Annotated in this window: 12 protein-coding genes and 1 pseudogene; 9 read left to right on the top strand and 4 right to left on the bottom strand. The window is 30.4% G+C overall.

The window, feature by feature from the left end:
* Positions 1–61 precede the first annotated feature (61 nt).
* The 3 genes from Q6H37_RS19930 to Q6H37_RS19920 all read right to left on the bottom strand — a co-directional run bounded on the left by Q6H37_RS19930 (position 62) and on the right by Q6H37_RS19920 (position 5,076).
* Entirely contained in the window at positions 62–1,456 is a 1,395-nt protein-coding gene (locus tag Q6H37_RS19930) for an amino acid permease (protein WP_318735717.1), read from the bottom strand.
* Positions 1,457–2,387: 931 nt separating this feature from the next.
* Entirely contained in the window at positions 2,388–3,590 is a 1,203-nt protein-coding gene (locus tag Q6H37_RS19925) for an MFS transporter (protein WP_318735715.1), read from the bottom strand.
* Positions 3,591–3,873: 283 nt separating this feature from the next.
* Positions 3,874–5,076, bottom strand: a complete 1,203-nt coding sequence (locus Q6H37_RS19920; protein ID WP_318735712.1) for an MFS transporter — start codon at positions 5,074–5,076, stop codon at positions 3,874–3,876.
* A gap of 275 nt (positions 5,077–5,351) precedes the next feature.
* Between Q6H37_RS19920 and Q6H37_RS19915 the strand changes: the two genes are divergently transcribed.
* The 3 genes from Q6H37_RS19915 (at position 5,352) to Q6H37_RS19905 (ending at position 8,187) form a co-directional block, all read left to right on the top strand.
* A complete protein-coding gene (locus Q6H37_RS19915) occupies positions 5,352–6,035 on the top strand; it encodes a hypothetical protein (RefSeq protein ID WP_318735710.1) in 684 nt (227 codons plus the stop codon).
* A gap of 173 nt (positions 6,036–6,208) precedes the next feature.
* The gene (locus Q6H37_RS19910) at positions 6,209–6,718 is read left to right on the top strand and encodes a hypothetical protein (protein ID WP_318735709.1); all 510 of its coding nucleotides are present in this window, start codon (positions 6,209–6,211) and stop codon (positions 6,716–6,718) included.
* 254 nt (positions 6,719–6,972) lie between these two features.
* Entirely contained in the window at positions 6,973–8,187 is a 1,215-nt protein-coding gene (locus tag Q6H37_RS19905; RefSeq protein WP_318735707.1) for an LL-diaminopimelate aminotransferase, read from the top strand.
* Between the two features lie 65 nt (positions 8,188–8,252).
* On the opposite strand, the gene Q6H37_RS19900 is transcribed toward Q6H37_RS19905, so the two are convergent.
* A complete protein-coding gene (locus tag Q6H37_RS19900) occupies positions 8,253–9,032 on the bottom strand; it encodes a LysM domain-containing protein (RefSeq protein ID WP_318735704.1) in 780 nt (259 codons plus the stop codon).
* A 165-nt stretch (positions 9,033–9,197) separates the two neighbouring features.
* Here Q6H37_RS19900 and Q6H37_RS19895 point away from each other — a divergent pair, with 165 nt between their 5' ends.
* The 6 genes and pseudogenes from Q6H37_RS19895 (at position 9,198) to Q6H37_RS19870 (ending at position 15,069) form a co-directional block, all read left to right on the top strand.
* Positions 9,198–10,367 (top strand): SAM-dependent methyltransferase, encoded by a 1,170-nt coding sequence (locus tag Q6H37_RS19895; RefSeq protein WP_318735701.1) that lies wholly within the window; start codon positions 9,198–9,200, stop codon positions 10,365–10,367.
* Between the two features lie 289 nt (positions 10,368–10,656).
* Positions 10,657–12,283, top strand: a pseudogene (gene hcp / locus Q6H37_RS19890) (hydroxylamine reductase).
* A 97-nt stretch (positions 12,284–12,380) separates the two neighbouring features.
* Positions 12,381–12,671: an EamA family transporter gene (locus tag Q6H37_RS19885; protein WP_318735699.1), complete on the top strand. Its 291-nt coding sequence runs from the start codon at positions 12,381–12,383 to the stop codon at positions 12,669–12,671.
* A 140-nt stretch (positions 12,672–12,811) separates the two neighbouring features.
* Positions 12,812–13,561, top strand: coding sequence for a hypothetical protein (locus Q6H37_RS19880; protein WP_318735697.1), 750 nt, complete (start codon positions 12,812–12,814; stop codon positions 13,559–13,561).
* Between the two features lie 382 nt (positions 13,562–13,943).
* The gene (locus Q6H37_RS19875) at positions 13,944–14,390 is read left to right on the top strand and encodes a MarR family winged helix-turn-helix transcriptional regulator (RefSeq protein ID WP_318735694.1); all 447 of its coding nucleotides are present in this window, start codon (positions 13,944–13,946) and stop codon (positions 14,388–14,390) included.
* Between the two features lie 64 nt (positions 14,391–14,454).
* Positions 14,455–15,069 (top strand): L-2-amino-thiazoline-4-carboxylic acid hydrolase, encoded by a 615-nt coding sequence (locus tag Q6H37_RS19870; RefSeq protein WP_318735691.1) that lies wholly within the window; start codon positions 14,455–14,457, stop codon positions 15,067–15,069.
* Positions 15,070–15,144: the final 75 nt, after the last annotated feature.

Here is a 15,144-nt window from a genome sequence, read left to right as displayed (position 1 = left end):
GAAATAGTCATTTTATAATTACTAATTATTAATCAATATAGTTGAATGATAATTAAATAGCTTAGCTGAGAAGTTTAGTAGGCTCTTTTTTATTTAATCCACTTGCATACCAAGCCACAATTAAAAGTAGTATCCATACAACTCCAACTATAGCTGGAATTCTTGTATCTGCTCCCATGCACATTGAAATAAATACGCCAACTAAGAATATCATAGTGATAATGCCTGAAGCTGGATAAAGTATTGTTTTAAATTTTAACTTGTCAACTTGTTCAGGTGTAAGGCTTTGTCTGAATTTAATCTGAGTATAAACAATCATAAACCAGGCGAATATACCTGCAAATGTTCCTACACTTGTAACATAAGTAAATGCTTTACCAGGAGCAACATAGTTTAGGATAACTCCGATTAACATAAATGCTACTGAAGTAAGTATTCCATTCTTAGGAACATTAGTTGAGCTAAGCTTTGCAAAGGCCTTAGGTGCCTGACCTTGCAGTGCTAGATTATACACCATACGTCCAGTTGTGAATATACCTGAGTTACATGATGATGCTGCTGCTGTAAGTACAACGAAGTTTATTATACCAGCTGCTGCAGCTATACCAAGTTTGGAGAAGGTAAGAACGAATGGACTTCCTGTTGTTCCTATACTATTCCAAGGATAAAGGGACATTATAACAAACAATGCACCAATATAGAATACCATTACTCGCCAGAAAACACTGTTTATAGCTGATGGTATTACTTTTTCAGGATTTTTTGCTTCTCCAGCTGTAACACCTATAAGTTCAACTCCTACGAAAGCAAAGGAAACCATAGTCAAGGTTGATATAGGTCCCATAATTCCTTTAGGGAAGAAACCGCCGTGAGCAGTCAAATTTGAAATACCAATAGGTACTCCTTTATTTCCCAAGCCAAATGTTATCATAGCTAAACCTATTACAATCATAACAATTATTGTAACAACTTTTATAAGTGCAAACCAAAATTCGATTTCTCCAAAAGCTTTGGCTGCAGTTAAGTTTACAGCAGTAAGTACGCAAACAGCAACAAGTGCTGATACCCACTGAGGTACGCTTGGAAACCAGAAGTTGATGTAAATACCAACTGCAGTAACTTCTGCCATACAGGTTACAACCCACATTATCCAGTATGTCCAACCTGTCAAATATCCTGCAAGAGGACTTACGTAGTCGTTTGCATATGCACTGAATGAACCTGCAACTGGATGTTCAACAGCCATTTCTCCAAGAGCACGCATAATAAAAAATATAATTATTCCTGCAACGGCATAAGTAGCCAATATAGCTGGACCTGCAGCCTTAATAGCTGTTGCTGATCCTAGGAACAAACCAACTCCGATAGCTCCACCAATTGCCATCATTTTAATATGTCTTTCTTCAAGACCACGCTCTAGGTTTTCGCCTGTTTGAGTTTCAACTTTGTTACTCATTTTACTTACCCCTTTCTTATAAGAAAAATTAGATACTTGTGAAACCTTAAATTTCACTAGGATTATAGAGTCTTCAAGGTATATCAAAAAGGATTTCTTTCACCTAGCACTGAATATGAATTATCATACTTAAAAATATATATTGTGAAGTATCCTTAATGAATGGATTTAATTTGTGCTAAAATAAATGGCTTCGATTTTTCAGAATATTCAAATTGAAATTAATTATTTACTTTATTGTTTCTAAAGTTTACAATTATTCAATTTATATAATATTCTTTCTTTATTTTATATAATCATTTCAATGTTGTCAATAATTATATAAATAATAAATAAAATATCGTTTTATATATAACTACATCGAAATATATGTGCCATTAGTGTTATAAACATAGTTTTCTCTATAATACAGAGCCTTTTGCTTGGCTTAATAAAATTTAATTTAAAATTTTATTGCAATTAATGGAGAACTATTTTTAGTATATAATGGTTAATTGTGAAAAAATTAATTTTTATATTATGGATAATATCATAATATAAAAACAAAAATTAAATAAGCAAATATATTTCTACTCTTTATCTTACACATAGGTTTTTACATTATACATTTATCTGATTATTCTTATATACAGATATTGAGATTTATTTTTGAGAAGTAACTAAAAAATACCTCGCAATATTGTTAAATAAAGATGGAAAGTTGAATAGGATAAAAGAAAGTAAGGTTTTATTTCAAGAACAGGTTGGAATGCAGTTAAATACACAATGAAAGAATAGAACTAAAAAAAGGTAAATCTAAAAAGAAAAAACTTAAGATTGGAATAACTTAGCAATGCTATTATTGTATAAGTACATAAGCCACCAATTGGTAATAATTTTTCAAATCAATTGGTGGTTAGTTACAGTATACACAATTTCAATATACTTTTCTTTAGAAATATGAAGAACAAGTCCTTTTATTATATAGTGCATAAGCAAAAATTCCACACAGTAATGCTAAAGCACTAAAATTAAACAACCACTCATAGCCTAATGAGGAAGCAATAGTTCCTCCTATCAAAGGACCTAAGCCTTGACCCAAGTTAGCACCAATAAAAAAGGTGCTTGAAGCTAGTCCTTTTTTTTGACTTCCTAGTTTGTGAAAGCACTCTGCTTGCAATGCAGGTTGAGCAGTTCCTTGACCAAATGCTTTAAAAATAGATGCCAAAATTATCATCCAAAGAGCACTTGCATGAGCTATTAGCAGTGCTTCCGTGATGCTGAATAATAATGCTGGATACATAACAGTTGAAAGTCCCTTTTTATCATACAGTTTTCCAGACATTGGCCTTGTGAAAATAAGAAACAATGCATTTACTGTGAAATACATTCCAATTCCATTTATCTTACGTTCTTCACCTAATAAAACTAAGAATGAAGTGGCAAGACCATTTCCCATAAAAAATAAACCGCCAATTAAAGATAGTGGCAATATTTCAAATGCAATAATATCTTTTAAATGAATGACATGTTTTTGATCTACTGTATTTTTTACAGGTATCTGATTTTTGTTTGGTAAAAAGTTCATACATAACGATGCTGTTATGATCAATGCGGCTGATACTATAAAGGTTTTGGACATTCCAAATCGATTAGCAGCTTCTATTCCTATTTCAGGACCAAAGGCAGTTGCAATAATTTGGCTGATTCCAAGATAACCTATACCTTCTCCCATTTTATTTTTTGGTATGAAATCCGTTGCCCAAGCAACACTAGCTGCACTGGTGATACTGAAACTGGCACCATGTATTATTCGGAAAAAAATTATAAATGCAATATTAGGTGATAAGCCATAACCTAAGGTTGTAATTCCGTTTATAAAAGTACCAATTATCATTACATATTTTTTGCTGGTTCTATCTGTCAATATTCCACCAAATGGACCAATAAACAATGCTGTAATTGAAAATAAACCTACAATTATGCCTGCCAAGCTTAGAGAGGCACCTAAATTTGAAGTATACTTTGCTAAAAGTGGAAAAACAAGGTAAAATGCCATGAAGGTAAGAGTGTTAATCCCTAATAAAGTAATAAAATTAAAATTCCATAGTTTCATATTTTTTTCTGTTTCTAAATCTGTTTTTGTTTCTTTCATTTTATTTCACCTCTATTATTACTTAAAATGATTGTTGACTTTAATGTAAAATATGTAATTTTAATTTCTGTTTTTTGTTAAAAAACATGTTAGAAGCCTAACAATTAGGCTTCTAACATTTATGGTATACCTTATTAAAGCTGATGTCAATTAAGAAGGCAAATATAGATGAGCTCTTAATTTTTCAGAAGATAGTGAAGGAAGATTTTTTCTGCTGCACTATGAAAAATCTTTAATTTAAAAGAAGCTCATGTTCTTTTGCTTCTCATGTGCGAAAGTTCAGTTAATTATTATTTAGTTTTTCGTTAACAATTTTATACTTTGTTTTTAATGTATATAAATAGTATATAACTATTCCAGCAAATAACAGCGCGCCGCAAATGTAGAAAACAGAAGTTAGACCAAATTTACCTGCCATGGTTCCTCCTATGATTGGTCCTAGTCCTTGACCAGCATCATAACCAATAAAATAAGTACTTGTGGCGACACCTACTTTACTAGGCCCTAATCTTTTAACACAAGTAGCTTGCAGTGCTGGTGAAAGTGAACTTTGTCCAATTCCATAGAGAATTGCTACTGCGAGTATCATCCAAAGAGATGTGGAAATTGCTAATAATAATGCTGCTGCTATAGCCATAATAAAAGCAGGAAATGCTATAATTGATAAACCTTTATTATCAAGAAGTTTACCTGAAAGTGGTCTGATAATAAGAATTACAATTGCATTTACTGTAAAATAATAACCAATGTTTGATATATGCCTCTCATCACCCAGCAAAGCTAAAAAGCTTCCTATAACTCCATTCATAAAAGTGAATAGACAAGCAATAGTGGCAAAGATCACCAATTCCTTGGCAAAAAAATCACTAATTTTAATTTGAAACTTGTTTACAGTTAAATTTTCCTTGTTCGGTGGATTGTATGGAATCATGGTCATAAGGGCCACTGCAATCATAACAACAATAAAAGATAAATAAAATACATATTTAAATCCAAATCGTGTTGAAATTTCCAGTCCAAGATTGGGACTTATTGCAGTTGCTAAAATATATCCCAAACCCATGAAGCCTATTCCTTCACCAATTCTTTTTTTTGGCATATATGACGTAGATAGAGCATTAATTACTGTAACACTTATTGAAAATGATATACCTTGAATAATTCTAAATAAAAAAAGAGTAGATATACTGTATGATATTTTTAAACCTAACGCGGAAATTGCCAAAAAGATAGTTGAAACAATTAGTAAATGTTTTTTGTTAAATCTGTCAGTTGCAAATCCGGCAAAAGGACGAATAGTAATAGAAGTAATTGCAAAGATACCAGCAATTAAACCGGCTATGGACATTGTTGCACCTAAACTAATTGTATACTTAGGTAATATTGGTGTCATCATAGTGAAACCAATAAAGATAAGCGAATTTATCATTAAGATTAGAATAAATGAAAAGTTCCATAGTTTTTCTTTTTCTTCTGATTGTTCCATAAAAATCACCCTCCAATATGACTTGATTTTCATAAATATTATACCATAAATTCTAGAATGAGGTATAAAATACAAAATAAGCATTACATGAATAAATTAATAAATCTAGATATATGAATATTTTTTAAAAATTGAATAAGACAGTATTGTAGAGTAGGGATATTTTACGTTTATTAAAAAAATATACAATATTTAACATGAAAATGTGTTACAATTATCATAAAGTTAAAGAATAGTTTATTATGAATTAAAGTTTTCTTTAAGGGGGATGGCAAATGAAAAAAACAAAAAAACAATCAAGCAAATTAATTTTAATTGTAATAGCATTTATATTTATTATTATGAGGAATAAAGTATATGCATCACAAATTACAGATAACAGGGTGGTAGATAAAAACAAAGATTGGATTATAAAATTCTCAGATAATATATCTTTAGATGATTTAACTAAAAATGCTATAGCAGTAAAAGATATAGATGGTAATTTACTAAATTTAAACACTAGTTTGTGTGCTGATGGCAAAAGTATTTTAATTACCCATCCATACAATGGATATGCACCTGGAGATTATACCTTATATTTAGGAACAAATATACATTCATTAAGCAATAAAAAATTAATAAAACAACAAGTTTTGCATTTTGGAGTACCAAGTTTACCTATTGAAGAGAGTAATGTTGAAAAGGTAACATTATGTGGGAAGAGTGGAGAAAAGGATATATCTGTGGATGAACAAGCAAAGATTATAAAATTATTAAATAGTATAAAAGTATATGATTATTTTGACTATGCAGCTGCTGTTCATTCATGGCCAGCACCTATGTCTGCAATAGAGGTATATACAAAAAATAATAATGATATTGAAATTACGGATGGAGGATCTAACGATAGAATTTGTATAAACCATGAATACTATGTTAAGCAATCAGAATTAAAACAAATATTAAATAAACAGTGAAAGCAGTTTCGATTTTATAATTTAAGTTAGATAAAGCTAATACCACATATTCACAGTATACACAATATGCCATAATATTGAACTAGATACTAATTATGCATAAAAATTATAATAAAGGGGGATTTCATATTGTCAACAAATAAGCATAATTATATAATTTGCGTTTTTTGTACATGTTTATTTTTACTTCTAACGCATATGCATCAAATAATAATGAACTCATAGTAGATGCGTATAAAGTTTGGGCAATTAGATTTAATCAACTGATAAATTTTAATAAATTGACTAAAGAAAGTATTCAAGTTGAAGATAAAAATAATAATTTAGTAAATGTTAGATTACAAGAGGGGGATTGGGGGGATTTAGTTTTAGTTATTCCACCTGAAAAAGGCTATAATTTGGGAGAAGAATATACTTTAGTTATAACTAAACAAGTATATTCAGAGAAAAACAAACAAATCAAAGAAGGGAAAACTTTTAATTTTAAAATTAAAGAGACTTCAGAAAAACCTATAGTTTTTAAAGATAGTGTTTTTGAGAGGCTTATAAGAAATAAAATTCAAGTGAATAAACAAGACTGGGAACCTCTTGACAAAAGTGATGTGGGGAATTTAACAGAACTAATGGAGCAGAATTGCGGAACAAAGAGTGATAATACTATAAAGTATATTAATGTGATATAAGATTAGTTAATTAATGAAGTTTTATTTAAATGAAGAATTATAGTAGTGCTAAGTTCTGACTTGCCATTTTTCATGGCTTTAGGTAAACTTTATATAGAAAATAGAATAACCATAATTTAAACATATATAAAAAATAGCAGCTTCACATATGGAAATGAAGTGCCAAAGTATGAGGTGGCTGAGTATAATAATCCTATAGAACCTTTAAGTCATTTCTTTGCAATAAGAAGAAAAAGACAATAAGGAGGAATATTATGTGTAAAGTGAATGATAACTATTTGAAGCTGCAAGGAAGATATTTATTTTCAACTATAGGAAAGAAAGTAGCCAAATTTAAGGAGGATAATCCTGATAAGAAAGTTATTTCTTTGGGGATTGGTGATGTAACTCAACCACTAGCACCAGTTATTATAGAGACATTGCATAATTCAGTTGATGAAATGGGACATAGAGATACTTTTAAAGGATATGCACCAGATTTAGGTTATGAATTCTTAAGAAGTGCAATTATAAAAGGTGACTATAAATCTCGTGGTGTTGATATTTCTATAGATGAGGTATTTATAAATGATGGAATAAATAGTGATGCAGGCAATATTCAGGAACTATTTAGCATAGATAATAAAGTTGCTGTTTGTGATCCTGTATACCCTGTATATGTTGATTCAAACGTAATGGCTGGAAGGGCAGGAACATATGATAAGGATACGCAAAAGTGGAGTAATATCATATATATGCCATGTACTCCAGATAATAATTTTGTACCAGATATTCCAAAAGGAACGCCAGATATAATATATCTTTGTTTTCCTAACAATCCAACAGGAACAACAATTACAAAGGATAAGCTTCAAACTTGGGTTGACTATGCAAACAAAGTAAAAGCAGTTATTATATATGATGCTGCTTATGAGGCATACATTTCAGAAGATAATGCAGCTCATACAATTTATGAATGTGAAGGTGCAAAGGCATGTGCCATTGAACTCAAGAGTTTTTCAAAGAGTGCCGGGTTTACAGGATTGAGGCTTGGCTATACAGTTGTTCCAAAGGATCTTAAATGCTCAGAGGTTTCTTTAAATGCACTTTGGGCTAGGCATTATGGAACTAAATACAATGGTACACCATATATAGTTCAAAGAGCAGGAGAAGCTGTTTATTCTGAAACTGGAAGGAAGCAGATAAAAAAGCAGATTGATTATTATAAGAACAATGCAAAAGCAATGTTGGAAGGATTAACAAAATCAGGTTATTCTGTATATGGAGGTGTAAATGCACCATATATATGGTTAAAGACACCAAATAATATGACTTCATGGGAGTTTTTTTATTACTTATTAGAAAAAGCAAATATTGTAGGTACGCCAGGAAGTGGCTTTGGACCAGTGGGGGAAGGATATTTCAGGCTTACATCCTTTGGAACTTATGAAAATACATTAGAGGCTATTGAGAGAATTAAGAAACTGTAGAAATGGTAAAAAAATTGATGAACTAAGTTGGCAGAGGAAGGTTTCCTCTGCCAATTTTAATTACATTATAATTGAGATTGGCACATTCCACTACGAAGTATACCTTCTAATATGGTGGAACCTGATGCACCAATTAACGAATTAAAAGGGCGTATTTTAAGAAGTGAGTTTGGCATAATTGATGCAGCAGTAGGAAGATCAATCCTAGTTGACCAAAGTGACGGATCTTGAGGATTTGCATATAACTGATTATTAAAGCTACCAATGGTAGGTATAGATATTTCACCAATATACGTGTTAAAGTTACCAAAGATTGAAGGCTGTGGCAATGTTGCAGAAAAGCTTATAGCTTGACCTCCCCTAGGCGCAAAATTCACATTGACTACGCCGTTTGTTCCAAAGGGTACACGTACACGAGGATATAAGGTAGAGCAACATGGATAAGGTATAAATCCAGGTACACATAGAACATCCCCCGGGAATAATAGGTTTGGATTTGTGATATGAGGATTGTTTGCTGCAAGTGCTTCTATTCTTACTCTGAACATTTGAGCTATGGAATAGAAAGTATCCCCGGGAAGAACGGTATAGTGACCTAAAAAGGCTGGGGGACAGCTCTGTGGAACCCGTGGTTGTTGTCTAAACATAGCATTGTTTTTTGAATCAATTGTTGTTGGTTTTAGTTCAGGTGATGGAGCAGCAAGTATTCTATTCCATTTATTAATAGTTGTTTGATTTTTTGATTCCATTTCCATTTTCTCATAAGAGCATGATCTAATACACTTAGCATTCTGGGGGTCAAAATGATCAAAGTATTTACCTTGTACAGGACAAAAATATCTCACAATAATCCTCCTAAGACGATTTTATCTTCTTATATTTTATGTAAATATTAAGAAGATGTGATTTCATATAACTTATAAATATAAAAGATTAATGTATCAGTAGCTTATGATATAATTAAATTAGACTCAATTTCAGATGAAATATATAACGAGGTGAATAGAAAAATGAATGAATTAAAAAAAGCAGTTAACGAAATAGTAGGAGAAGAGCTTATAAAGATAGTTATTAGCAATAAAATTAATAAAGATGTTAAATACAATAAAATAACCTTTGCCTTAAAAGAAAATAAGGGAAAACAATATTATCAAATAGAAAAATTTACTGATAAGCAGGTTTTTCATGAAAACATTGAAATGGATATGTTAGAAGAAAAACTAACAGAGTGCGTACAAGATAATTATAGACAGCTTTCTGCCTGGTCCAGCATGCATATCTTTGATTTGAAAATATCTAAGAAGGGTAAGGTATTTCTAGGTAAAAAGAAAAGTGAAAATACAAAAGTAGCAGATAAAAGTCACAACAAAGAAAAAAATTACATTCTAAAAGAAGGTATGCTTATAGAACCTTTTATTGATTTAGGAATTTTCACAAAGGAAGGTAAAATTGTTAATTCAAAATATGATAAGTATAAACAAATAAACAGATTTATAGAAATTATTGATGATGAAATTAAGAAAAGTGATTTTAAAGAACTTACAATATTGGACTTTGGATGTGGAAAATCCTATTTAACCTTTATACTATATTACTATTTTGTTGAAATTAAAAAAATAAATGTAAATATTATAGGATTGGATCTTAAAGAGGATGTTATTAAAAAGTGTAATGAAATAGCTAAAAAATATAACTATGAAAATTTACACTTTGAAATTGGGGATATAAATGGATTCAAGTATAATAACAAGGTTGATATGGTAATTACATTGCATGCTTGTGATACAGCAACGGATTATGCTCTGTACAATGCTATAAAATGGAACACTAAGATGATTTTTTCTGTTCCTTGCTGTCAACATGAGCTCAATAGCCAAATGAAAGCAGAAACATTATCTATACTTACAAGGTATGGCATAGTACAAGAAAGGGTGGCAGCACTTATGACTGATGCTGTTAGAGCTAATTTATTAGAATGCTTGGGCTATAAAACGCAGCTTTTAGAGTTCATAGATATAGCTCATTCGCCTAAAAATATATTGATTAGAGCAGTGAAAGGGAATGTATCTGAAGAGAAGAGAGAAAAAGCTCTAGATGAGGTTAAAGATTTAATTAAACAGTTTAATTTTGACCCAACACTGTTTAAATTATTAAGGGAAGATAACTTACTTAAAATATAATATAAACATTTCTGGTGCTTATATTTATTACAAAATTGATTTTGATTTTGGTGAAATGCATAAAATTAAAATTTCAGAAAACAGCCTGTAACAAGGCTGTTTTTTTATTGTGCATCTATTAAGAAATGACAACTTTTAGCATTATGTAGTTGTTTTATTTTTATTAACCTATAATTCTTTGCAAAATTTATGGAAATATATGTACATATGTAAATAAATATAATATAATGTAATTATTCCTGATAATATTCGAAAAATTTTTAATATTCAGCTTAGAGGAGGGGTTATATTGAGTATGTTTTGTTATCAATGTCAAGAAACTGCAAAAGGAACAGGTTGTACAATTAAAGGTGTATGTGGCAAAAGTGATGAACTTGCCAAGCTTCAAGATTTATTAATTTATTCTCTAAAAGGCATTTCAGAGATTGTAGTAAAGGGAAAGCTTGATGTAAAATCTTTAATTGAGGTTAACCATGAGGTATTGAAAAGTCTTTTCATGACAATAACAAATGCTAATTTTGATGTTTCTGCATTTGAAAAACAAATTAGCAAAATATTATCTATAAGAAATTCCTTAAAAAATCAGGTTTGTAATGTTGAATTAGGTGATGCTGCTTTATTTTGTGTGGAAAATAAAGCTTCTATGATTGACAAAGCAGAAAAAATAGGTGTTTTATCAACTGAAAACGAAGATATAAGGTCATTAAGAGAGCTTATTATATACGGAGTTAAAGGTATGGCTGCCTATACACATCATGCTCTTAATCTAGGAGAAGAAGATACAAACATATATGCATTTATTTATGAGGCTTTAGCAGCAACATTAAATGATAAATTATCGGCTGAGGAGCTTGTAGCATTAACTTTGAAAACAGGACAGTTTGGTGTCACTGCAATGGCTCTCCTTGATAAGGGTAATACGTCTAAATATGGAAATCCTGAAATCACAAAGGTTAATATTGGCGTCAGGGACAACCCTGCCATATTAATTTCAGGACATGATTTGACTGACCTTGAACAATTACTTGAACAAACAAAAGGAACAGGTGTTGACGTATACACACAGTGAAATGCTTCCAGCTCATTATTATCCTGCATTTAAGAAATATGATAACTTTGTTGGAAACTATGGAAGCTCATGGTGGGAACAGATTGAAGAATTTGAAAGTTTTAATGGTCCAATTTTATTTACAACAAACTGTATTGTACCTCCTAGAAATGAAGGGGTTAGAGGAAGAATATTTACTTCTGGAACAGCAGGATATCAAGGATGTACTCATATAGAAGCAGATGAAAATGGAAAAAAAGATTTTTCAGCAGTTATTGAAATGGCCAAGAAGTGTAAGACGCCTACAGAAATTGAATCAGGCAGTATTATTGGTGGATTTGCTCATGAGCAGGTTTTTGCTCTGGCAGATAAAGTTGTTGATGCGGTTAAATCTGGAGCTATAAAGAAATTTTTTGTTATGGCAGGCTGTGATGGAAGAATGAAATCAAGAGAATACTACACTGAGTTTGCTAAAAAACTTCCAAAGGATACAGTAATACTTACTGCTGGTTGTGCAAAATATAGATACAACAAGCTTTCACTTGGAGATATTGGAGGTATTCCAAGAGTGCTTGATGCAGGACAATGTAATGATTCATATTCTTTAGCATTAATAGCGCTTAAACTTAAAGAAGTATTTGGACTTGATGATGTAAATAAGCTGCCTATAGCTTATAATATAGCATGGTATGAGCAAAAAGCAGTTATTGTTTTATTAGCTCTACTTTATTTAGGTGTTAAAAATATACACCTTGGACCAACACTGCCAGGATTTTTATCACCAAATGTAGCAAAGGTTCTGATAGAAAACTTTGGAATAGCTGGAATAGGAGAAGTAGATAAGGATATAGAATTATTTATGGCATAATATGGTATAGTAAGTTTGACAAGCTTAAAAAAATATGCTAAGTTAAATTAAAATATATAAGTAGTTCGGGTGAACACCTACCGCAAACAAAGGTTTTTTGTTTGCGGTATTTTTTATTACAAGTGAGAACAAAAATGTAATCACTGAAATTCAAAAATCAAACTGGATTGCTGTGGCTTTGGGTTTTTCAATCGTGGGACTTGAATTTGGGTATATTTACATTTACAGAGTTGGTTGGAATGTTAGCACAGGTTCACTTGTAGCAAATATCAGTCTGGCCTGTGTTTTATTGATTGTTGGTGTTTTTATATATAAAGAGAATATTTCATTATATCAAATTTTTGGAATGGCTTTATGTATAATTGGTCTTTTGTTAGTAACTAAATAGTTCAAAATTGATAAATAGTAAATTTGTTTGAAATCAGATAATACAGTGTTAATAATTCATATGTTTAAGTATACATAATAGATTAATGTTTACAAAAAAGGTATAATAAGTATAATGATTAATAATGGAGGATGTATAAATTGAAAAATACGTTTATTAGAGTAACTCTTTTTAGTTTTTTTCTATTATTTTCAACTAGTGTACAAGCATCTAATTTTACTGATTATCAAACAGTGGATTCAAATAAAACATGGACAATTAAATTCACACAAAAAATTAGTTTGGATGATTTAACTAAACAAGGGATTACAGTAGCAGATAATGAAGGCAATATAGTAAATACAATTATATGTTTAGGCCAAAATGATAAAGAACTCATAGTAACACCTCCGGAAAATGGATATACCTTAGGAAAAAGTTATGTTTTAAATATTGGAACAAAGGTACATTCTGTTAATGGCAAAAAATTAAATACTGAATGTAAACTCCATTTTAATATAAAAAATGGCAGCAACAGTAATACTGGGGCATTAAACACTTTCAATTTGGAGCAATTTGAAAATAAGATGAAAGAAAAAAATTATAGTTTTAAGATACAAGATGCAGAAAATGACTTCCTGCCAACTACAAGAAAAAGGATGATAATTGGTAGTGAAGTGATAGAGATTTATTTATACAATAGTAATAAAGAAGCTGAAGATGATGCAAAAAGGATTCACAGTGATGGCTGCGGATATAGAGGTAGTACTAGATCTGTAGACGTTGATTGGATTTCGTATCCCCATTTTTATAAAAAGGGAAATATAATTGTCCAATATGTTGGAGAAAATGAAAAAATTATTTCTGACTTGAAGGATATATTTGGTGAGCAATTTGCTGGATATAAATAATCATTAGTATATTAATTATCTTCTAAGTTTACAGATAACCAAACAGTAGATGTTAATTCGACACTATGAAAATAATGTCGGATTTTTTAATTTAGATGAATTAACCTTCAAGAGCAGCTAACACCATTGTCTTTACATTTTCAACTTTAGCATTTGGTGGCACAACTACAGCCTGAGGACATAATGAGTTCGTGTGGTTCGAATTCATCAATCAGTAAAAGCAATTGTAGTGGTTATTATGATTGTTTTTTTGTGGTAAAAATGATTGACAAATTAATTTATAAGATATATTATTTCCTTAAAGTATAGTACTATTATGGTACAATCTTTCGAAGGAATAATATAAATGGAAAACAATTATAAATTAAAGGAGAAATAAAAAATGAACAAGTCAAATAAAAAGGAAATTGAAGAATTTAGTGAACTTTGGCATCAAATCATTGAAAAATCTAATTTTAGAAAAGTAGAAGATCAATTTCAACGGCTAAAAGGATTAACAACTATTGAGATTAGTATAATTAATATTGTTTCAAAAAATCCTGATGTAATTTTGGGTGAAATAGTTTTAGCTTTAGATATACCAAAAAGTACGCTAACAAATGCTATTAATAGACTTGAAAAGCGAAATTATATAAATAGAATTATTAGCAATAGAGATAGAAGATCTTATGGACTAAAACTTACTGAAGAAGGTAAACTTGCTCAAAAAGAACATTTAGATTTTGAGCATAGGATATATGGAAGATTCTTAGATGCTCTTGATACTAATGAAGAAAAACAAGAATTGTTTAAATTATTTAGGAAGATGATTAACAATTTTGAAGAGTAAAGAATTTAATTTGTATTTTTTTAGGCAAATAAATAAGTAATATAGGTAAAGGTGGTAATAAAAAATGAAGTATGGATTTTTTCCAAGGATGGTGTGGTTTGTTTTCCGTGGTTCATTCCAGAAACAGTTACATATTATGACAGACGACAATCCAAAGGTAGTAATGAAGAAAGCAAAAGTTGTTTATGGAACAATTTTAGAAAAAATTCCTGAGTTTGATAAAAATGATCGATTCATTGCCAATATTTTAAATGCAGCTATGTTAGCAGCAGTATATATGAACATGAAAGAAAAACCAAATCTTGATAATGTTACAACGTATTATCATAAGGCGATGAATGAAAATGTGATTATGAAATATTTCGTAAAAAAACAAAATAAATATTCTGAAGAAGCGCAGTCAAAATTAACACAAGAGGCTAAAGTAAGTCAGACAAAAACTAATCCTTATACATGGAAATTTCGTTATGAAGCTGGAGCTGATATAAATAGTTTTTACACATATTTTGACACTTGCGGAATATGTCATCTGTTTCAAGAGCTTGGAATATCAGAAATAACACCAGCAATGTGTACATATGATTATGATATGGCAAAACTAGGAGGTTCAGTGCTTATGCGGCACTACACATTGGCAGAAGGTGGATCATGTTGTGATTTTCACTATCAGAAAAAATAACAATAAAGTTGCTCAGCTTAGATTTACAGATTGAATATAGACATGGATTAACATAGTAAAAAGAGTTATAATTAT

This window comes from Clostridium sp. JS66 (assembly GCF_033561535.1).
In the GTDB taxonomy this organism is placed as follows: Bacteria; Bacillota; Clostridia; order Clostridiales; family Clostridiaceae; genus Clostridium_AM; species Clostridium_AM carboxidivorans.
Note: the sequence above shows the minus strand (reverse complement) of the source record. Positions and strands in the feature narration are given on the sequence as shown.